Here is a 19,088-nt window from a genome sequence, read left to right on the forward strand (position 1 = left end):
TCAAGAGAAACACTCACGTGCGCAAGCTGCTTTTCGCAATCTTGAGCATGGCCCCTGCACTGGCCATTGCCGACAGCATCACCTGGCCCGATCTGCCGCAAAGCTGTTTCGTCAGCGGCCGTTCTGCCACCAGCGTAGATGTCGATACGGGCTGTGCGGCCTTCCTGATCAACGTGAAAGGCAAGGCAGCGGGTACGCCGATCAAACTGGATATCCCGCAGTACGCCTTGCACGTCGACGAGGCCACCGGCAAGGAAACGCCGGTGATCATCATCCAGGCCGAAGAAAACGGCGACATCAAGGCCGTGGGATACAGGGAACTGGGCACCGACCAGCTCGGCGCCGCATTGCTGCGCGAGGTTCGGCTTCTAGGCACCCAGAAGCCGAGCTAGCCAAGGCTTAGCGGACCCAGCCACCACCCTGCCAGTGGTAGCCGTCACTACGTTGCACCCAGTGCGGATGCACATAGCGGTAGCCTTCGCGAACCGGCTCCCAGTGGCCATGCACCGCCACGTAACGCCCGCCCTGCCAACGCCAGTAACCGCGCGACCAGACATAGCCGTAACGTGCCGGCGGCTCGACCTCGATCACTTGAACCGGCGGCGGTTGCGGCGCAACGACCTCGACATACTCACGTTGTACCTGCCCGCGCTCATGCACCACACGCTCTTGCACACACCCGGACGCCGCGACGACGACTGCCGCCAATGCCGCATAACGTAGCAACATAAAAAACCCTCGGGCGTTGTCGCCCCACAAACACACTGAAAATTCCCCCTTCCTACAGCCTCGCTCCTGCTTGGCTCTGAGTTCTTTTTAACAGGTAGTGTCTGTCGGCGGGCTGAACGGCGGGCACCTTAAGGCGGGCCAAAACGTTGCACCACGGCTTCGACAAAACACCGTAGCTTGGCCGTGCGTTGCCGGTTTGCGGTGTAGACCAGGTGCATCGGGCGACTCGGTGCGTCGAAGGCCGGCAATACACGCACCAGCTCGCCTCTGGCCAGCGCCGTACGCAAGAAATCCTCGGGGCCCAGGACAATACCAAAACCATCCAGCGCAGCCGACATCAAGGCCCGGCTTTCATTGATCCGCAAACGGCTGGAGACCGCCACCTCGTGAGTGGCCGCACCTTGGTGAAACAGCCATTTGCGATCTGCCGGGCGCGACCAGTAGGCGTAGCCCAGGCATTCATGCTGCTCAAGGTCTGCCGGTATCAGCGGTGTACCGCGTGCCGCGAGGTAAGCCGGTGCCGCGCAGACCACCAGGCGATAAGGTGCCAAAGGCCTCGCCGTGAGGCTGGTGGTGGCCAGCGGGCCGATGCGAAAGGCCACCTCATAACCTTCCTCCACCAGGTCGACGAAACGGTCTGTCAGGTGCAGGTCGATTTCCACCTCTGGGTGGTCACGCAGGAACGCCGTGATCAGTGGCATCAGGCTATAGGAGCCAAACGTTACCGGGGCGGTGATCCTCAGCTTGCCACGCGGCGTGTCGTTCATGATCTGCGCGAGCGAGTCGGCGGCGTCGGCTTCGGTGAGGATGTGCTTGCAACGCTCGTAGTACGCACTCCCCAGTTCCGTCAGGCTTTGCCGGCGTGTGGTGCGGTTAAGCAGGCGCGCACCCAGGCGCTGCTCCAGCGCGGTGACATGCTTGGCGACCATTTGCGGCGACATATTCAAACGCTCGGCAGCACGTGCATAGGAGCCCGACTCGGCGGCCATGACAAAGGCGTGCATGCTTGAAAGACGGTCCATCATTGCCTACTCCCAGTAACAACATCGACACCAAAATGCTCATTTATCGACAGTTGGTTGCCAATCATCATAACCGCTCCCCCGTTCACAGGAGCAAGGACATGAAGATTGGCGTAATAGGCGCAGGCTTTATCGGACGGGCCGTGGCCGAATTGGCCCTGGCCGCCGGGCATGAGGTGATGTTGAGCAACTCTCGTGGCCCGCAGACCATGAGCAGCGTGCCCAGCGGTATTCCGGGCGTGCAGGTGGGCAGCGCGGAGGATGCCGCCCGATTTGGCGATGTGGTGCTGGTGGCCATCCCCCTGGAGCACTACCGCAGCGTCCCGGCGAAATGGCTGGAGGGCAAGGTGGTGATGGACGCCAATAACTACTACCCGAACCGTGACGGGCATATCCCGGCGCTAGACCGCTTTGAAACCACCACCAGCCGGCTGCTCGCCGAGCACCTGCCGCACGCGCAGGTGGTGAAGGTGTTCAACGCGATATTTGCCCCCGACCTGACCCAGGACGCTCGCCCCCACGGTGCGTCGGACCGGCGTGCCCTGCCGGTCGCTGCGGACGACACGGCCGCCAAGGCGCAGGTGATTAGGTTGCTCGACGAACTCGGCTTCGATGCTGTGGATGCCGGCGGGCTGGATGACAGTTGGCGCTTTGAACGGGGTAAACCCGCGTACTGCATCCCGCTTGATAAGGCGGGCCTGGAAGCCGCGCTGGCCAAGGCCGAACGTACCGTTGAACTGCCTGCCGTCGAACGCACCCGCCGGTAAACGCCCGTGCACAAAAAAGCCCGCTGACCGTCACCGGTTCAGCGGGCTGTTTACATCAGGCTTGGCTTACAGCGCCAGGTCGGATGCAGGCTTGCTCGGCTCAGCCGCAGGCTTGGCAGCCTCGGTGGCCTTTGGTGCGGCCAGTTGCGGGATGGCTGGCGGAGGGGTCAGTTGCAGGACGCCGGCCGTGTAGGCCCATTCCTTGGCAACCGCCTCAGGGCTGTCATTCAGCTTGGTACCGTAGCTCGGTACGATCTGATGCAGCTTGGCCTGCCACTCAGGGGTCGCCACCTTGTCCTTGAACACTTTCTGCAGCACGGTCAGCATGATCGGAGCCGCGGTGGACGCGCCTGGCGATGCACCCAACAGGCCGGCGATGGTGTTGTCTTCGGAACTGACCACTTCGGTACCGAGTTTCAGGACGCCGCCCTGCTCTTCGTCACGCTTGATGATCTGCACGCGCTGACCGGCTTGCCACAGGCGCCAGTCTTCTTTCTTGGCGTTCGGGAAGTACTCTTGCAGTGCCTTGAAGCGGTCGTCGTCCGACAGCATCAGCTGGCCGGCAAGGTACTCGACCAGTGGGTATTCACGAATACCGACTTTGGTCATTGGCCAGATGTTGTGGGTGGTGGTGCTGGTCAGCAGGTCCAGGTACGAGCCTTCCTTGAGGAACTTGGTCGAGAAGGTTGCAAATGGGCCAAACAGGATCACGCGCTTGCCATCCAGCACGCGGGTGTCCAGGTGCGGAACCGACATCGGCGGCGAACCTACCGAGGCTTTACCGTAAGCCTTGGCCAGGTGCTGCTCGGCCACGGCTGGGTTATCGGTCACCAGGAACGAGCCACCCACTGGGAAGCCTGCGTATTCCTTGGCTTCAGGAATGCCCGACTTCTGCAGCAGGTGCAGTGCACCGCCACCAGCGCCGATGAACACGAACTTGGCGTCGGTTTCAGTCTTGGTGCCGTCTTTCAGGTTTTTGTAGCTCACACGCCACGAACCGTCGGCGTTCTTGGTGATGTCCTGCACTTCGCTCGACAGTTTCAGGTCGAACTTCGGCGTGGTTTGCAGGTGGGCAACAAACTGGCGGGTGATCTCGCCGAAGTTCATGTCGGTACCGATCGGAGACCAGGTGGCCGCGATTTTCTGGTTCGGGTCACGCCCTTCCATCATCAGCGGAACCCATTTGGCGATCTGCGCCGGGTCTTCGGAGTACTGCATGCCGGCGAACAACGGGCTCGCCTTCAGGGCTTCGTAGCGCTTCTTGAGGAACTTGATGTTGTCATCGCCCCACACAAAGCTCATGTGTGGTGTGGAGTTGATGAACGAACGTGGGTTCTTCAGCACGCCCTGCTGGACCTGCCAGGACCAGAACTGACGGGAAATCTGGAACGCTTCGTTGATCTCGATCGCTTTCGGGATCTCAACAACGCCGTCCTTGTTTTCCGGGGTGTAGTTCAGCTCAGCCAGGGCCGAGTGACCGGTACCGGCGTTGTTCCAGCCGTTGGAGCTTTCTTCGGCCACGCCATCAAGACGCTCGACCATCTCCATCGACCAGCCCGGCTCCAGCTCGTTGAGCCAGACACCCAGGGTCGCACTCATGATGCCGCCGCCGATCAGCAGCACATCGACTTTCTTTGCCTCTTCCGCTTGAACGGACGTGATCCCCATCGACAAAGCCAGCCCCAGCAGGGCAGTGTTTACTTTCTTAAACATCTGTAGCACCTATGATAAAACGCCATCCGCCCCGCCGCCCCTGATCCTGGGCAACCCTCGATCACGCTACGTCAGGCAACGTAACGCGGGGTTCGCACAATCACATGAGGACCGCAGGGTGGGCACACAAGGCCGATTGGATCGGCCTCACTGTTATGTCCCTTCTGCGCTGACTTCTTATCATTATTGGCTTCAGCTACCTGGGCGACAGCCAACCGCCGGGACGTATACGGGTGTACGCACCAGGGCAAGACTAGACCAAGACGGCGCGCAGAATATCACGCTGAACAGTGTTTATGCGTCGTTTGGCCAATTGACAGCTCTAAATCGCCGGTTTTGGCGCGCGCGTGTCAAGCCTGGCAGGCGCGACGTGGAGTCACAGGGTTGGAACGTTTACGCAAAAGGCTGTTCTAGACAGTTTCGCCGCCGCTTGCGTAGCATCGACGGCTCTCCTTCGTGCGTTCCATCCCAACTAGAGTTACCCATGACTATCCAGCAAACACCCGGGCATGTGCTGCCCGCGCGTAGCGCCGCCAAAATGGAAGCGGCCATGGCCGTGGGCGCTTTCGCGATCGGCACCGGCGAATTCGCCATCATGGGCTTGATGCCCGATATCGCCCACAATTTGAATTTGAGTGAACCGCAAGTCGGCCACGCCATCAGCGCCTACGCCCTGGGCGTCATGGTCGGCGCCCCATTGCTGGCGATTCTCGGCGCCAAGTTGCTGCGCAAACACATGTTGCTGTTACTGATGGGCCTGTATGCCCTGGGCAACCTCGCCACCGCCTTCACCCCGACCTTCGGCTCGCTGGTGGCCTTCCGCTTCATCAGCGGCCTGCCCCACGGTGCCTACTTCGGGATTGCCGCCGTGGTCGCCTCCAGCATGGTGCCCAACGACAAACGCGCCGGCGCGGTCGCCCGCGTGATGATGGGCCTGACCCTGGCCATGCTGCTGGGCAACCCCATCGCCACCTTCCTCGGCCAGCACCTGGGTTGGCGCTCGGCGTTCGGGCTGGTCAGCGTGATTGCCTTGTGCACCATCGCGCTGGTCTGGCAATTCGTGCCGCACCGCCACGATGAACAACGCAGCGACCCGCGCAAGGAGATGCGCGCGTTCACCAAACCGCAGGTGTGGATGGCGCTGTCGATTGGCGCCATCGGGTTTGCCGGGATGTTCTGCGTATTCAGCTACCTCGCCCCGACCATGCTCGAAGTGACCCGAGTGTCGCCACAGTGGATTCCGTTCGGGCTGGCAGCGTTTGGCGTGGGCGGGATCATCGGCAACATTGCCGGCGGCAAGCTGTTTGACCGCCTGCAGTTTCGTGCGGTGGGCTTGATATTGGTGTGGTCGATGGCCGTGTTGCTGTTCTTCCCCTTCGCGGCGGCGTCACTGTGGAGCGTACTGCTGAGCATGGGATTGGTCGGCACCATGGTGGCCCTGGCGGCACCGCTGCAGATCCGTCTGATGGACATCGCCCACGAAGCCCCGAGCCTGGCGGCGGCGTCGAATCATGCCGCGTTCAACCTGGCGAACGCACTGGGGCCGTGGTTCGGCGGCATGGCAATCACGGCGGGTTATGGCTGGACAAGCACCGGCTACATCGGCGCGGCGACCGCCCTGGTCGGCCTGGGCCTCTACCTCATCGCCCGCCGCATGAAAGGCGGCCACTGAAACGCCAACGGTGGGAGGGGGCTTGCTCCCGAGAGCAGTGGGTCAGTCAACACACTAACGGCTGACCCCGCCTTCCTCAATCATCATGCAACAACCCCGACCCATACTCCCCATAACTGCTCCCCAGCCCACTGCCGCCAAAATTCATCTTGGCGGCTTTGCTCGGGCTGTGGTCGCCAAACGCCTGGCATCCGCCCGAGAAACACGGGTCGCTACTCACGCCGGACGACCCTGACGAACACGCGCTCAACAGCAACGTGCCTGCAACCATCACGATTTTGACGAGGTTCGAGATCATGTTTTCAGTTCCCTGTGGGCTGGAGGCGCGTGGGTCCTCTCTTGAAGAGGATCGTAGACTTCAAAGGCACGGGGAATGATGAAATTTCACTGCGCGACAGCAGGGGTTCAGGTTGCCGCCTTCGCTATCTAGCCGCCAAGCGTTGAAGGGGAAGTGTTGCTCAGTCGCTGAAGTTCAAGCTGCCTGGCCGCACTGGCCTCGAGGTTGGCGCGCTCTTGGTCCAGATACTGATAAATGCTTTGGAGGTTGGCGATTTTCTGCTGGATCTGCGCCATCTTCTTTTCAATCAACTTGGCGCCGTCAGCACAATCGATCAGCTGGTTGCGCTGCGCATCGAGAATCTCGCCTATTTCCCCGAGGGAAAACCCCATGCTTTGCGCACGCTGGATAAAGTCCAGGTCCTGCAGGGTTTGCTCGGTATAAATACGATAATTGTTGGTTCGCCGTTGCGCTGAGATCAAGCCGATCTGTTCGTAGTAACGCAGCGTATGGCGGCTGGCACCGCTGCGCGCCTCAAGTTCGCCTATTTTCATGAAAACAACACTTGACTGTAGAGTTGGGTCGACAGTTTACGCTTGATTTCTCACCTGACCCAAGGAACATAGAAATGAGCGTGGAGTGCTTCGTCACAGGGGGTACCGGCTTCATCGGCCAACATCTGGTGGCGCACCTGAGTGCAAAAGGTCACACCGTACAGGTGTTGATGCGCCGGCCAGAGCGTCTTGCCGCACTGCGCGAACAAGTCGACCAATTGGGAGGGAACGCGTCCCGGGTATTGGCCGTGGCTGGCGACCTGGAGCAGGACAACCTCGGGCTGAGCCTTGCCGACCGCGAAAGGCTGAGGCAAGCCCGCGTGGTATTTCACCTGGGCGCCCACTTTGCCTGGGGGCTCTCGTTGGAGCATTCACGTGCGGTGAATGTGGAAGGCGCCAAGCGCGTGGCGCTATTGGCGGCGGAGCAAAAAAGCCGGTTAGTGATGATCGGCGGCTTCATGCTGAAAAACCATGAACACCTGCAACGCATAGGCATTGATCCTCATCATCCCGAGCTGACCCATTGGCCCGCCCTCTACCGGCGCGTCGGCGCTTACGAGGGGAGCAAGCTGGAGGCACACTTTGCGACCCTGGAGTTGATGTCCGCCAAGGGCGCAGACGTGACCGTCGTCCATCCCGCCACGGTGTGTGGCCACAGCCGCACCGGTCATATCCTCGAAGGTCAGCCACTGATGGAGCTGATACGAAGCCTTATGCAGGGAAAGCTGACCGCCGTGCCCGGCACCGCCGAACACTGGCTGCCGCTGGTCACCGTGGATTATCTGGTCGAGTTGGTGGTGGCCAGTGCTTTTGACCCGGCCATGAAAGGCCAGGAACTGCTGGCACTGGATGCCCAGACGCCCAACTTGCGCGAACTTCTGGCACAGGTGGCACAAGCCATCAGCTTGAAGCCTCCCAGGCATCACATTCCGCTGCGATTGCTGAAATGGCTGCTGAAGATTCCTCCCGTCGCGCGTTTTTTGAATACCAGTGTGGAGGCTTTGGACTTCATTCAGACCACGCGTTTTGATACGGCGGCGGTGGAGGAGTTTGCAGGCAGGCATGGGATAGCCAAACCGGATGTAGGTGCGGCTTTGCGGCGTACGGCGGTGTTCGTCAAGTCGCAGGGCATAGCCATGGGCGAGTTTCGCTGACTTATTTGTGGGCATCCGGAGCTGGTGTTTTCAGTTGAGGCTCAAGGGTCCTTTCTTGAAGAGCCGTAGACCTCAAAGACACAGGAAATAATGAAGGGGCAACACGAGTTCAGGCTGCCGCCTTGCGGTAAGGCGGCGGGAAGAGTTGTCAGGCGTTAGCTTTGCTGGCGGCAGGGGCAGCTTGCTCCTGGGCTCGGTCAACGAGTAACGCGCTCAGGTCGATAAGTTGCTGGATGCCCAAGACGATGGCGCGGTGGGGGTCTTCGAGATCGAAGGCCAGGGTGGTGGCCATTTGGTTGGCGGATTCCAGGTTTTCGGAGGCGTTGGCCAGGAGGGTCTCGGTGTCGATGTTGGGGCTGACGAGGAATAGGTTGCCGGGTGGTTGATCGGTGGGGGTTGCGTCGTCGGAAGCCGGCAAATAATGATGAATCGCTCGTTGAGCCGCTGCATGAAGCTTGGCGTCATTGGGTGCAGCGTTTGAAGCATACGGCGGATTAGGCGTGACCTTGTACATGGCGAAGCTCCTTAACTATTCAGGAACTGCCAAACTCACTTCCACATGAGGGTGGCAGCTGTACGCAGGTGTGGAAGACCAGGGCTAAGGACCCGGCGCACCGAAGTGCCCCGCGCGCAGCCGCCGAAACACATGATACAGACGTAAAAAAACGCCGACAGGTGTTTATGACGATTGCGTCTTAGCTTGGTACGGACTTCCACATCCGGCCGCTGGATTGGCAGCGGCCGGAAAAGGTTAGCTATGGGGGTCTGAGGGGCAAGCTGAGAAAATTGTGGGATATTTCCTGGGGAGCTGCTGGTTGCCGTCTTTAAATATCCCCCTTGGAACTGTTGAGGCATAATGCCATCTGAGGCGGCTAAAAAAGGCATTTGTCAGCAGTCCTACTAAGGTACCTTTTCAAGATTGCCGCGATACAATCATCGCCTTTGAAATGAAAAATCGATCGTGCAGGTGTGTAGAGATGGCTGAGACCCAAATCGAGTGGACCGATTCCACATGGAACCCTGTCGCGGGCTGTTCAATTATCAGCGATGGATGCAAAAACTGTTATGCCATGGAAATGGCAAAACGACTTGAGTCTATGCATGTTGATAAATACTCGGGATTAACCAGACAGATAGGTAAACGTACTGTCTGGAATGGTGTAGTAAAAGAGGATGAAAAGTCTTTAGCCATACCTTATTCCTGGAAAAAACCACGGAAGATTTTTGTTAACTCTATGAGTGACTTGTTCCATGAGCAAGTTAGTGACGAATTTATTTTACGCGTCTGGAATGTAATGCGTGAAACGCCTAGGCATAGTTATCAGATACTAACCAAACGCCCCGATCGCATGCAGAAGATAATTTCAAAAAAAATCAAGACCATTCTTCCAAACGTATGGATCGGAACTAGCGTAGAAAGTTCTGAAGTACTGGATAGAATTGAAAGCTTACGCAAAGTTCCCGCCGCAATTAGATTTATATCATTTGAACCATTGATAAACTCAGTCGCAGGTGTAGACCTACACGGAATTGACTGGGCAATCGTGGGAGGTGAAAGCGGTCGTAACGCCCGCCCGATCAAGGAAGGATGGATTGATGAGATCTACGAACAATGCCTAATTAGCGAAACCGCTTTTTTCTTCAAGCAGTGGGGAGCATGGGGCAAAGACAACACTAAAAGATCCAAGAAAGATAATGGTAGAGAGTATCGTGGGCGAACATGGGATGAAATGCCTATAACAATCATAGACTCTTTGCAGCAAGCCTCATTCAGATAGGGAATTCTAGAGAGCATGGCAGAGAAACGATACGAGTGGCGCAGTGGTGCTATCCTAGATGATCACTCGCGGCAAAAACACAAAATATTGAAAGAGTACTTTTTTCAATATTTAACTGTAAGATGCCAGATACCTCAGCAAACTTTATTTCGCTTAGCTGTTATCGACGGTTTCTCCGGCGGAGGCCGCTACCAATGCGGCGCTGCTGGCTCTCCAGTAATTTTTATAGAAGAACTTAAAAAAGCAATCCATTCTATAAATATAAAACGTGCAGTACAAGGACTTGGACTCGTCTCCATTGAGTGCTTGTTAGTCCTAAATGACGCCGACAAAGATGTAACCGCATTACTTAAAGAAAACTTAGCTCCTTTGCTTGCTGAAATTTCTGAAAACAGCGCCAATCTAAAAATAAAAACCGAATACTTCAGCGAGCCATTTGAACAAGTCTACCCTAAAATAAAAGAGTTACTTTCAAAAAAACGCTACCGAAGCGTATTGTTTAATCTGGACCAGTGTGGGCATAGCCACGTAGACAGAAGGACAATAGTTGACATAACGAGATCCAACCCCTCGGCAGAGATATTCTATACATTTGCAATAGAGGCACTATTAGCATTCCTAAGAAAATCAGAACCACAAATGGTGTTATCTCAGTTATCTTCTGTGGGTTTAGAAGCAAGCGACCTAAAGTCTCTAGAAGGACAGATGAGTAACAAAACCTGGCTGAGCATTGCGGAGCGTTTAGTTTTCCAAGCATTCAAAGAGTGCGCTCCGTATGTAAGCCCATTTTCGATTAATAACCCTACGGGATGGAAATACTGGCTAATACACTTTGCAACTTCATATAAAGCACGCCAAGTGTATAACAACATCCTGCATGACAATAGCAATGCTCAGGCACACTACGGTAGGTCTGGGCTAAAAATGCTTTCTTATGATCCAACAGAAGACGGATCGTTATATCTATTTGCAGAAGCAGATCGAGAGAACGCAAAGAATGAGCTCCAGGAAGACATCCCCAGATTAATTTCGGAGTCCGGAGATGCAATTATCGTCAGCGACTTTTATGCAAGCATCTACAATGAAACTCCTGCACACTCCGACGATGTTCATGCTGCAATAATAGCGAGCTCAGAGATAGAGGTCATTACCCCAGGTGGTGGGGCGAGGAGAAAAGCAAATACGATAACGGCTAATGATATACTCAAATTTAAGAGTCAACGAAGTCTTTTTTCTTTTTCTGCACTACCGACCAAGAAATAATTCATCGTGCCGACCATCGCTCACATGTGATAGCCGACAAAAATGGTAGTTATAGTTAGTTTCTACTTGAAGCAGTCTGCGATCTGGAGTGCTTCAAGCAAAAAAAATAGATATTGCTATGACGTATAGAAATATCATGACCAGATTATGATACAAAACTTTAATTAGTATAGAAAAACTAAAAACCAACTTCCACACACTCAGCTACAACCCGTTAATTTTAAATCGCAACCTACGATAAAAGACATCAATAGCACTCCACCATAGATCGCCGCCATAATTGATCGTACCAAAATATGCCAAAAAACTCTGTCCAACTCTTTAGCCAAATTGGTTAAACCAAAAAACCGTGAATACCCATAACAGAAATGTTGCTTGATAGTATAGAACACGAGAACAATCTGACCAAGTATCAGCCAGGCGTGCTAGATGCTAGACTCGAAATTCGAGGTGAGCAATTTGAGAGAACACTCCAAAAACCTGAAACTAGGCTGAGTATATAGTTATTAGAAACCCTTCGGTCGCTAGCGACTTCCGATGTGCTTCTCACTAGTTTCCAAACTAGCTCAGCCCGAGTGCGACTTCCCTAGAATGTTGGCAGCATCCAACTGACAGGGTATAATCCTGCATATGTTAGGCGCGATCACTTTAAAATGCTCGCTACACTGGCGGCGACACCGCTCGTATCACGTTGGAGCGTGAAAAATAACAATCTCTATCTAAGATGCAACTCTCAGAGTGTTCGGTCACATCATTGGCGAAGCTCCCAACGCATTTTCATTTTGTTCCGCCTGCGCAGCCTCTGCGCCACTTCCATGAGAAACATCTGCCCCCTCCCCCTGAAATTCTCCATAAACAATTAATTACAAATCCTTAAAAAATTAAAATCACTATTCTTTCTGATCATTCGTTTTAATTTTGCCATGTCTTAAAATTTCATCTGAAATAAGACCCAAATCTGAAAACTCGTTCTGAGCTGGAGGTTCGACAGTCAACTTTTTAAGCTCACTCAACTCGAAATTTGACAACATCTTAAATAAACCGGTTTGGGATGCGGCTCGCGATTTTAACAAAGCTGACCGCCCACCGTAACGCTCATAAAACCGTTTTACGTCTTTGAACTCTGGCAGAAACCTTCGATTTTCAAACTTTGCATTTAAGTCACGCAAGATCAAAGACTTTTCGCTATTATCAGTTACAATCGAATCGATACTAAATGGCTTAGAAGGAGCTGCTCTCCTCTTATCTGAGCTTACTTTCGAAAATAGGCCCAACTTGAGCTCTCGCTCAATAACGATATCGGGCACCCCTTCCCGCCTGGCAACTGACTGTAAAACTCGCTGCTTTCCATATTTCAAAAGAAGCAACGAAACCTCTAAATCTAACATCTCGGTAGGCGTCATAGAATTAGTCTATTCCAATAGATTTGAAAAACTCTTGGGAAAATGCGGAGAACTGCCTAGGAACATTTGTTCGAACGTGACTAGTCGACGCAATCGGCGTACGCTCTCGGGCAGCTTTAGCATAAGAACGCGAATATCTTACATGCGTATCATATATATGCCAACCGTGCTTAGATGCCTCGTTGGTTACCTCTCTGACCGAAGCCGCTGTTTCAGGACCATCTGAATAGGAAGATGAATGATTAAAAACAATCCCACATATATCCAAAGCATGATCTGTGTTTTCGGCTTTAAACTCGATAACTGAGTTTGCCAATAATGGCAAACCAATAGTTGCCAAAAATTCTGGTTTCACCGGAACCAAAGCATACCTACTAGCATGGTATGCGGCATCCGTCAAAATAGATTCCGTAGGAGCACAATCAATGATAATCAAATCATAATCGTCTACCACAGTACTCAATGCTTTAGCTAGCTTCCTCTCTTTTCCGGTTGGGTTCTTCAGCGTATTGGACAATTCCAGCCTACTAGGAATCAAGTCCAACATGGTATTCGACCAATAGCCCGCTTGCTTGATGATTACATCACTAATTGTGCATTTAGTCGGACTGGGGGTACTAATGGTTGGCGGTAAATACTGTTCAAATAAATTAACAACTGTTGGCCGCTTTTGATTTAGATGATCAACGTACCCTCTAGCACCCATTAACGCTTGGCTTAAATTTGCTTGCGGGTCGAGGTCTACTGCCAAAATCCTCAAACGTTTTGTATCTGCTGCGTGTGCAAGTTGAGCTGCGAGTGTCGTCTTACCAACACCACCCTTCATATTTATCAGACTTACAGATATAGCTGCCACATTTCGCTCCTTGATATAGCCAACTTAGTTATAGCCACCATTCCTCTCAGCGGCCATTTCACTAGCGCTAGAGTAGTGAATGAATTTTTTTTTTGATACTACATTTTTATAAAAAATGAGTTTTTTTCATACCTACCTCCTAAAGGACCACCAAGCTAAAGTTTCGATCTAAAACGCTCCACCGTACTGCTCGCTACGTTCCTGATAAACTCAACATCCACGCCTTGCTCACTCAGACCAGCCGATGCCCCAGAATACCGCTTCACCGCAAATCCTGTCTCGCCGCTTCTCCGTCGCCCCCATGATGGATTGGACCGACCGACACTGTCGTTACTTCCTGCGCCTGCTCTCCAAGCACGCCCTGCTTTACACCGAGATGGTCACCACCGGGGCGATCCTCCACGGCGATCATGAGCGCTTCCTGCGTCACGACGAAGCCGAGCATCCGCTTGCCCTCCAGTTGGGCGGCAGCGTCCCGGCCGACCTGGCGGCGTGTGCGCGCATGGCTGAGGCGGCCGGTTACGATGAGGTGAATTTGAATGTCGGCTGCCCCAGCGACCGCGTTCAGAACAACATGATTGGCGCGATCCTGATGGCGCATCCGGCGTTGGTGGCCGAGTGTGTGAAGGCGATGCGCGATGCGGTGTCGATTCCGGTGACGGTGAAGCATCGTATCGGGATCAATGGGCGCGACAGTTATGCCCAGTTGTGTGATTTCGTCGGGACGGTGAGGGATGCGGGCTGCACCAGTTTTACGGTGCATGCGCGGATTGCGATTCTGGAGGGGTTGTCGCCCAAGGAGAACCGCGATATTCCGCCGTTGCGCTATGACGTGGCGGCGCAGTTGAAGCGGGACTTCCCGGAGCTGGAGATCAATCTCAACGGCGGCATCAAGACACTGGAGCAGTGCCGGGAGCATTTACAGACGTTTGATGGGGTGATGCTTGGGCGCGAGGCCTATCACAATCCGTATTTGCTGGCCGAGGTGGATCAGCAATTGTTTGGCAGTGAAGCGCCGGTGATCAGCCGGGCCGAGGCGCTGGCGCAGTTGCGGCCTTATATTGCTGAGCATTTGGCCAGTGGCGGCACGATGCATCATATTACGCGGCATGTGCTGGGGTTGGGCACCGGGTTCCCGGGGGCGCGCAAGTTCAGGCAGTTGTTGTCAGTGGATATTCATAAGGCGGCTGACCCGCTGGCTTTGTTGGATCAGGCTGGGGAGTTGCTGGAAGGGCGGTGAGTGTCAGTTGGGGATTGGGTGGTTGAGCTGCCGCTATCGGGAGCAAGCCCCCTCCCACACTGTGCAAGGGCTCGGCTTCAGCTGCGGGCCCTTGCTATAGCGCTAAATTTTTACGGCACTGTTCCGTTTGGTACAGTTATCCATTTTCCGGTATTGCGGTCATATCGCTTCCAATCACTCTCCGTTCTAAGTTTTCGATATAGCGTATTGAATGTCGTACCGCCCAGAATTTGGACTTGAACTTCACCGCCTGCGGTTTTGCAGTTAACCAGCCCTAGAATGGGCGAGTCTGGATTCACTTGGAGTGCATACACCGCTTCTCCAAAGGTTCCGGTGGTGGCGTAGTCCAGTGCAAAACTTACAAACTGGCTTTGCGGGGTGTCGCTCGATTGCAGTGCGAGCAGTCGCATTGTCGTGTAGGTGGCACTGCTAAAACCCGGCTGGTGCAGGTCCGGCCCGTCGACCGCCCAATACTCTTTGGGCGTCCCCCCTCGCTTAACGAACTTCTCCAGGTCATTCTGGGCCTTGGCGTAGATCACGCCCTCCTTGAGCTTCTGGACATGCCAATTGTTGGTGTCTGCGTTTTCATACGCGCGATACACCCAGGTGGCAGGCGCCGTCACTCTGGAATCGGTGATCTTGCCTCCGTAGGTCGAGGTCAGTTCATTTTCCTTTTCAAGGGTGCGGCTCCCTATCGGTTTACCGGCCTTGGCAGTGTCGATGATTGCGCGCATTTCCTGGGTATCGTAACAACCGGCACTGAGTGCCTGCTGCACCGTTACCTCGGCAAATGCTGCGGTGGAACATATAAAACCCATGGCAGCGAATAGCGTTGATATATTCCGTTTCATTACATCTCTCCTTTGTTTCGCAACTAACTAACAAACAGGTTTAATGAACAGGCACACGCACTTCGCCGCTGACGGTGATGTCACAAGAGTTTTTATCGGCTTACTTTGGCGTTTGCCAGTCAGGTATAGCACAGGTAGAAACAGCAACAATCAACGTCAATAAAAATAAAGTTTTCACAACTTCAAAACATGCATATTCCCCATAGCAATAGCTTAATGACAAGGGAGCGGGTCACATAAAATCCAGTTGAACCTCCCCTCGATTTTGCCCTCCTATTGAGCAGCAGAGCCGAGGATTCAAACGGCTGTTTTCAGGTTATCGCCCTCGCAAACGCTCGAACGCGTTTGCGCCCTTGAGCGCCTGCCGGTGCTCGGGTAATGTCATCAGACCCATAGGACAGAGCACGCCCATGACTTCCAAGCTGGAACAACTCAAGCAATTCACCACTGTCGTTGCCGATACCGGCGATTTTTCGGCGCTCGCCAAGCTCAAGCCACAAGACGCCACCACCAACCCTTCCCTGCTGCTCAAGGCCGCGTCGATTCCAGGCTATGCCAAGCTGCTGGACGAATGCGTAAAGGACTGCAATGGCGATGTGGGCCTGGCCAGCGACCGTTTTGCGGTAGCAGTGGGTCAAGAGATCCTCAAAGTCGTGCCGGGCCGTATTTCCACCGAGGTGGATGCCCGCCTGTCGTTCGACGAAGACGCCATTCTCAAGCGTGCGCACCGTCTGATCGACCTGTATGAAAAAGCCGGTGTTGGTCGTGACCGTGTACTGATCAAGATCGCCTCCACCTGGGAAGGCATCCGCGCGGCGGAGAAGCTGGAAAAAGAAGGCATCCAGACCAACCTGACCCTGCTGTTCTCCTTCGCCCAGGCCGTGGCCTGTGCCGAAGCCGGGGTATTCCTGATTTCACCGTTCGTGGGCCGTATCTACGACTGGTACAAGAAGGCCACCGGCAACGAATACACCGGCGCGGATGATCCGGGCGTACAGTCGGTGACGCGCATCTACAACTACTACAAGGCAAATGGCTACAAGACGGTAGTGATGGGTGCGAGCTTCCGTAACCTGAGCCAGATCGAGGAGTTGGCGGGGTGTGATCGCCTGACCATCAGCCCGGATCTGCTGGAGAAGCTGGCGGCCGATACTGGCAAGCTTGCGCGCAAGCTGTCTCCGGGGCACGCCGGTGAGGCACGTATCCATATGGACGAAAAGGCGTTCCGCTGGGCATCCAACGAAGACGCGATGGCGACTGAGAAGCTGGCGGAAGGTATTCGCCAGTTTGCTCGCGACCAAGAGAAGCTGGAAGCCTTGTTGACTGCCAAACTGTAAAAGCGGGCAGTAGCGAAAAGGGCGGCACCTGTGAGGGTGCCGCCCTTTTTTATGTTCGCCAATCTCAAACCGACCTCAGTCCAACGGTGGGAGGGGGCTTGCTTCCGATGGCGGTGGGTCAGTTATGAATTCAGTGACTGACACACTGCAATCGGGAGCAAGCCCCCTCCCACACTTGGATAGGGTTTCAACTGGCGATCAGTGACGTTCGAGGGCGTTGACGAGGTCGTGGAAGGCTTCGCGGTTGGACTCGTTCAAGCCCATCAGGATCTTGTGCGCTTCGAGCACCTTGACCCGTACGATTTCTTCGGACTGGTCTTGCGAAGGCAGGTCGGTCAGGCACTCAGGGCATGGGATCGGGCGGTCAACGATGTTGAACACCTGGTCGAAGCCCATGGACTGCAGCAGACGGGTGATGTCTTCGTGGGTGGTGACCACCGTCGGCAACAGGCCGACCTTCTGCCGAGACAGAATGGACAACTTGGCCAACAGGCCCAGGGTGGTGCTATCGATGCTGCGGGTTTCGGTCAGATCGATCACGATCGCCGAGAAGTTCAGCGCTGTGAAGATCCGCTCAATCGTCGCATCCAGCGCCGAACACAAGGTCAGGCGCACTTCACCGACAAATTTCAGGACGAATGTCCCGTCTTGCTCGGCGAATTGGATTCTTCCGGTACTCATCAAAGATTCCTGCTCAACACCAATAGGGCGATATCATCCGGCATCTCCCCTAGCGTGGCCAATCCAAACACTTGCCGCAGGCCATCCAGGCTGCCGCCCGCCGACTTGACCTTTTGGGGCAAGGCGGCTTCTTTCTCCTTGAGTGTAGGCTCTGGAAGAAGGTCCAGGATACCGTCGGACATCAGCGTGAGGCTGAAGGTCGGCGGCAGTTCCAGGATGTGGTCTTCGTAGGTGGCTTCATTGAACAGGCCTACGGGCAGACCACGCCCTTCCAGGTAACGCACACTGTCGGGAGTGTATAAAACAGGCATCGGCAGGTGACCGCCAATACTGTAGGTCAGAAGACCGGTTTCTTCGTCAATCACGCCGCCGACCATCGTCACGTGCTTGCCCAGCTTGCAGCTGATCAGGCCTCGGTTGATGTGGCCCAGCACCTCGGAGGGGGTGAACTCCGGCAAGGTGCCATTGCGCTTGGATTCAAACAACAACCGCGTGGTCATGAACTTCAACAACACGGTGACAAACGCCGAAGAAGCGCCATGGCCGGATACGTCGGCCAGGTAGAACGCCACACGTCGCTCATCCACGCGGAAGTAGTCGACAAAATCACCCGACAGGTACAACGACGGGATGATCTGGTGGGCGAACTTGAACTCGTCGATGGTCCACGGGCTGACCGGCAGCATGTTCATCTGCACCTGGCGACCGGCGTTCTGGTCTTCCTGAAGCAGGTTGAGGCTGGCCTCGAGCTCGCGGTTGGCGGTTTCGAGCTTTTCGCGGTAGCGCTGGTTCTCGACGAGCAGGCGGGCACGGTCCAGCGCGCGGCGCACCGAGTGCTCCAGCACGGCGAGGTCTTCCAGGGGCTTGATCAGGTAATCGGCGGCGCCCAGGCGCAGGGCCTCCACGGCATCGTTCATCACGCCGGCACCGGACACGACAATCACCGGCGTCTGCGGCGCAAGCTCGGTCACCTGGCGGATCAGCTCAAGGCCACCCATCTGGGGCATGCGCAGGTCGCAGATCACGAGGTCGGGCTTGTCGCGCTCGAACACCTGGAGACCCTGTTGGCCGTTACCGGCCTGCAGGACGCTGAAGCCACTGTCTTCCAAATAGGCCGCGAGGCTCGCGCGCACTACTTCGTCGTCATCGATTATCAGCAGCGTGGCACTGGTTTTTTGCATGTGGGCAAACGGCGCCAGAATTAGGTTGGCGTAGGTGGCTCGACAATGGCCGAGCTCACGTACTGGATTCGCTTTCTAGCCTCTCTGTCCTACAAAGCATAGGCAATTAGCCCACGCACAACTGTAATGCAGAGGTGCCCTTCTAAGGCGCAGACGGTACTCCCATCCGTCAGGGGTTTCAAGCTCATGCCGATGGTCGCCGGGCGTCTTTACACCGCAAATCACCGGGAGTTATAAGAACAGCCAACACCACAACACAAAGTAAGGATGGAACCCATGAGCGAACACGAGCGCGACTACGCCGAAAAACGCGATTTCATCCGCATGCGGGTGGATGCCGATGTGTCGTTGATCCACGCCGGGCAGGAGATTGCCGGGGTATGCCTGGACCTTTCCAGCTCCGGCATGCAGGTGCAGGCCCCTCGCCAGTTCAACGTGGGTGACCAACTGACCGTGCGCATCGATTCAGAGCACGCTGCTCTCAAGGGGCTAGAGGCGGACACCGAGGTGGTATGGACCAAGGCCATGGGGGAAGAGCAGCATTTGGGCCTCAGAATCTTGAAAATGCGCTGAATACCGCTCATAAAAAAGGCGACCACTGAGGGTCGCC

20 protein-coding genes are annotated in these 19,088 nt (G+C 55.1%); 9 read left to right on the forward strand and 11 right to left on the reverse strand.

Features of this window, described 5'->3' with window-relative positions:
• Nucleotides 1-47 precede the first annotated feature (47 nt).
• Entirely contained in the window at nt 48-392 is a 345-nt protein-coding gene (locus tag MJP36_RS22295) for a hypothetical protein (RefSeq protein WP_161548877.1), read from the forward strand.
• Between the two features lie 7 nt (nt 393-399).
• Here the strand turns inward: MJP36_RS22295 and MJP36_RS22300 are convergent, their stop codons facing one another.
• Both MJP36_RS22300 and MJP36_RS22305 read right to left on the reverse strand, forming a co-directional pair.
• On the reverse strand, nt 400-729 hold the full coding sequence (locus tag MJP36_RS22300; RefSeq protein WP_244384017.1) for a hypothetical protein: 330 nt from the start codon (nt 727-729) through the stop codon (nt 400-402).
• Between the two features lie 128 nt (nt 730-857).
• Nucleotides 858-1,754: a LysR family transcriptional regulator gene (locus MJP36_RS22305; protein ID WP_244384018.1), complete on the reverse strand. Its 897-nt coding sequence runs from the start codon at nt 1,752-1,754 to the stop codon at nt 858-860.
• A 98-nt stretch (nt 1,755-1,852) separates the two neighbouring features.
• On the opposite strand from MJP36_RS22305, the gene MJP36_RS22310 reads away from it, so the two are divergent.
• Nucleotides 1,853-2,518, forward strand: a complete 666-nt coding sequence (locus tag MJP36_RS22310; RefSeq protein ID WP_234016617.1) for an NADPH-dependent F420 reductase — start codon at nt 1,853-1,855, stop codon at nt 2,516-2,518.
• Nucleotides 2,519-2,584: 66 nt separating this feature from the next.
• Here MJP36_RS22310 and mqo read toward each other — a convergent pair whose 3' ends face one another.
• Nucleotides 2,585-4,231, reverse strand: coding sequence for a malate dehydrogenase (quinone) (gene mqo / locus MJP36_RS22315; RefSeq protein ID WP_090366123.1), 1,647 nt, complete (start codon nt 4,229-4,231; stop codon nt 2,585-2,587).
• A 484-nt stretch (nt 4,232-4,715) separates the two neighbouring features.
• Here mqo and MJP36_RS22320 point away from each other — a divergent pair, with 484 nt between their 5' ends.
• Nucleotides 4,716-5,903, forward strand: coding sequence for an MFS transporter (locus tag MJP36_RS22320; protein ID WP_090366124.1), 1,188 nt, complete (start codon nt 4,716-4,718; stop codon nt 5,901-5,903).
• A 76-nt stretch (nt 5,904-5,979) separates the two neighbouring features.
• Here the strand turns inward: MJP36_RS22320 and MJP36_RS22325 are convergent, their stop codons facing one another.
• On the reverse strand, nt 5,980-6,201 hold the full coding sequence (locus MJP36_RS22325; RefSeq protein WP_060753176.1) for a hypothetical protein: 222 nt from the start codon (nt 6,199-6,201) through the stop codon (nt 5,980-5,982).
• 128 nt (nt 6,202-6,329) lie between these two features.
• The gene (locus MJP36_RS22330) at nt 6,330-6,734 is read right to left on the reverse strand and encodes a MerR family transcriptional regulator (protein ID WP_060753175.1); all 405 of its coding nucleotides are present in this window, start codon (nt 6,732-6,734) and stop codon (nt 6,330-6,332) included.
• Between the two features lie 74 nt (nt 6,735-6,808).
• Between MJP36_RS22330 and MJP36_RS22335 the strand changes: the two genes are divergently transcribed.
• Nucleotides 6,809-7,888, forward strand: coding sequence for an SDR family oxidoreductase (locus MJP36_RS22335; RefSeq protein WP_244384019.1), 1,080 nt, complete (start codon nt 6,809-6,811; stop codon nt 7,886-7,888).
• 148 nt (nt 7,889-8,036) lie between these two features.
• Here the strand turns inward: MJP36_RS22335 and MJP36_RS22340 are convergent, their stop codons facing one another.
• Nucleotides 8,037-8,402 carry a DUF6124 family protein gene (locus MJP36_RS22340; protein WP_244384020.1) on the reverse strand — a complete coding sequence of 122 codons (366 nt, stop codon included), beginning with the start codon at nt 8,400-8,402 and terminating at the stop codon, nt 8,037-8,039.
• A 463-nt stretch (nt 8,403-8,865) separates the two neighbouring features.
• On the opposite strand from MJP36_RS22340, the gene MJP36_RS22345 reads away from it, so the two are divergent.
• Both MJP36_RS22345 and MJP36_RS22350 read left to right on the forward strand, forming a co-directional pair.
• A complete protein-coding gene (locus MJP36_RS22345) occupies nt 8,866-9,666 on the forward strand; it encodes a DUF5131 family protein (protein WP_244384021.1) in 801 nt (266 codons plus the stop codon).
• A 15-nt stretch (nt 9,667-9,681) separates the two neighbouring features.
• Nucleotides 9,682-10,929: a three-Cys-motif partner protein TcmP gene (locus tag MJP36_RS22350; protein WP_244384022.1), complete on the forward strand. Its 1,248-nt coding sequence runs from the start codon at nt 9,682-9,684 to the stop codon at nt 10,927-10,929.
• Between the two features lie 890 nt (nt 10,930-11,819).
• Here the strand turns inward: MJP36_RS22350 and MJP36_RS22355 are convergent.
• Nucleotides 11,820-12,332, reverse strand: a complete 513-nt coding sequence (locus tag MJP36_RS22355; protein WP_244384023.1) for a hypothetical protein — start codon at nt 12,330-12,332, stop codon at nt 11,820-11,822.
• 4 nt (nt 12,333-12,336) lie between these two features.
• Nucleotides 12,337-13,188 carry a ParA family protein gene (locus MJP36_RS22360; protein ID WP_244384024.1) on the reverse strand — a complete coding sequence of 284 codons (852 nt, stop codon included), beginning with the start codon at nt 13,186-13,188 and terminating at the stop codon, nt 12,337-12,339.
• A 244-nt stretch (nt 13,189-13,432) separates the two neighbouring features.
• Between MJP36_RS22360 and dusA the strand changes: the two genes are divergently transcribed.
• The gene (dusA, locus tag MJP36_RS22365) at nt 13,433-14,428 is read left to right on the forward strand and encodes a tRNA dihydrouridine(20/20a) synthase DusA (RefSeq protein ID WP_244384025.1); all 996 of its coding nucleotides are present in this window, start codon (nt 13,433-13,435) and stop codon (nt 14,426-14,428) included.
• Between the two features lie 110 nt (nt 14,429-14,538).
• Here the strand turns inward: dusA and MJP36_RS22370 are convergent, their stop codons facing one another.
• The gene (locus tag MJP36_RS22370; RefSeq protein WP_244384026.1) at nt 14,539-15,279 is read right to left on the reverse strand and encodes a hypothetical protein; all 741 of its coding nucleotides are present in this window, start codon (nt 15,277-15,279) and stop codon (nt 14,539-14,541) included.
• Between the two features lie 410 nt (nt 15,280-15,689).
• Between MJP36_RS22370 and tal the strand changes: the two genes are divergently transcribed.
• Nucleotides 15,690-16,616 carry a transaldolase gene (tal, locus tag MJP36_RS22375; RefSeq protein WP_244384027.1) on the forward strand — a complete coding sequence of 309 codons (927 nt, stop codon included), beginning with the start codon at nt 15,690-15,692 and terminating at the stop codon, nt 16,614-16,616.
• 198 nt (nt 16,617-16,814) lie between these two features.
• Here the strand turns inward: tal and rssC are convergent, their stop codons facing one another.
• Together rssC and rssB are read right to left on the reverse strand one after the other, a co-directional pair.
• The gene (rssC, locus tag MJP36_RS22380) at nt 16,815-17,297 is read right to left on the reverse strand and encodes an anti-sigma factor antagonist RssC (protein WP_010212025.1); all 483 of its coding nucleotides are present in this window, start codon (nt 17,295-17,297) and stop codon (nt 16,815-16,817) included.
• The gene (gene rssB, locus MJP36_RS22385; protein WP_060753168.1) at nt 17,297-18,478 is read right to left on the reverse strand and encodes a two-component system response regulator RssB; all 1,182 of its coding nucleotides are present in this window, start codon (nt 18,476-18,478) and stop codon (nt 17,297-17,299) included. Before rssB ends, rssC begins: the two co-directional genes overlap by 1 nt.
• A gap of 276 nt (nt 18,479-18,754) precedes the next feature.
• Here rssB and MJP36_RS22390 point away from each other — a divergent pair, with 276 nt between their 5' ends.
• On the forward strand, nt 18,755-19,051 hold the full coding sequence (locus MJP36_RS22390; protein WP_060753167.1) for a PilZ domain-containing protein: 297 nt from the start codon (nt 18,755-18,757) through the stop codon (nt 19,049-19,051).
• Nucleotides 19,052-19,088 lie beyond the last annotated feature (37 nt).

The sequence above is a fragment of the Pseudomonas palleroniana genome, assembly GCF_022836895.1.
GTDB classification, from domain to species: domain Bacteria; phylum Pseudomonadota; class Gammaproteobacteria; order Pseudomonadales; family Pseudomonadaceae; genus Aquipseudomonas; species Aquipseudomonas palleroniana.

Bases quoted from the DNA above. Each gene is read 5' to 3' on its own strand.
- MJP36_RS22295 (WP_161548877.1), top strand. From the start codon at position 48: ATGGCCCCTGCACTGGCCATTGCCGACAGCATCACCTGGCCCGATCTG.
- MJP36_RS22300 (WP_244384017.1), bottom strand. From the start codon at position 729: ATGTTGCTACGTTATGCGGCATTGGCGGCAGTCGTCGTCGCGGCGTCC.
- MJP36_RS22305 (WP_244384018.1), bottom strand. From the start codon at position 1,754: ATGATGGACCGTCTTTCAAGCATGCACGCCTTTGTCATGGCCGCCGAG.
- MJP36_RS22310 (WP_234016617.1), top strand. From the start codon at position 1,853: ATGAAGATTGGCGTAATAGGCGCAGGCTTTATCGGACGGGCCGTGGCC.
- mqo (WP_090366123.1), bottom strand. From the start codon at position 4,231: ATGTTTAAGAAAGTAAACACTGCCCTGCTGGGGCTGGCTTTGTCGATG.
- MJP36_RS22320 (WP_090366124.1), top strand. From the start codon at position 4,716: ATGACTATCCAGCAAACACCCGGGCATGTGCTGCCCGCGCGTAGCGCC.
- MJP36_RS22325 (WP_060753176.1), bottom strand. From the start codon at position 6,201: ATGATCTCGAACCTCGTCAAAATCGTGATGGTTGCAGGCACGTTGCTG.
- MJP36_RS22330 (WP_060753175.1), bottom strand. From the start codon at position 6,734: ATGAAAATAGGCGAACTTGAGGCGCGCAGCGGTGCCAGCCGCCATACG.
- MJP36_RS22335 (WP_244384019.1), top strand. From the start codon at position 6,809: ATGAGCGTGGAGTGCTTCGTCACAGGGGGTACCGGCTTCATCGGCCAA.
- MJP36_RS22340 (WP_244384020.1), bottom strand. From the start codon at position 8,402: ATGTACAAGGTCACGCCTAATCCGCCGTATGCTTCAAACGCTGCACCC.
- MJP36_RS22345 (WP_244384021.1), top strand. From the start codon at position 8,866: ATGGCTGAGACCCAAATCGAGTGGACCGATTCCACATGGAACCCTGTC.
- MJP36_RS22350 (WP_244384022.1), top strand. From the start codon at position 9,682: ATGGCAGAGAAACGATACGAGTGGCGCAGTGGTGCTATCCTAGATGAT.
- MJP36_RS22355 (WP_244384023.1), bottom strand. From the start codon at position 12,332: ATGACGCCTACCGAGATGTTAGATTTAGAGGTTTCGTTGCTTCTTTTG.
- dusA (WP_244384025.1), top strand. From the start codon at position 13,433: ATGCCCCAGAATACCGCTTCACCGCAAATCCTGTCTCGCCGCTTCTCC.
- MJP36_RS22370 (WP_244384026.1), bottom strand. From the start codon at position 15,279: ATGAAACGGAATATATCAACGCTATTCGCTGCCATGGGTTTTATATGT.
- tal (WP_244384027.1), top strand. From the start codon at position 15,690: ATGACTTCCAAGCTGGAACAACTCAAGCAATTCACCACTGTCGTTGCC.
- rssC (WP_010212025.1), bottom strand. From the start codon at position 17,297: ATGAGTACCGGAAGAATCCAATTCGCCGAGCAAGACGGGACATTCGTC.
- rssB (WP_060753168.1), bottom strand. From the start codon at position 18,478: ATGCAAAAAACCAGTGCCACGCTGCTGATAATCGATGACGACGAAGTA.
- MJP36_RS22390 (WP_060753167.1), top strand. From the start codon at position 18,755: ATGAGCGAACACGAGCGCGACTACGCCGAAAAACGCGATTTCATCCGC.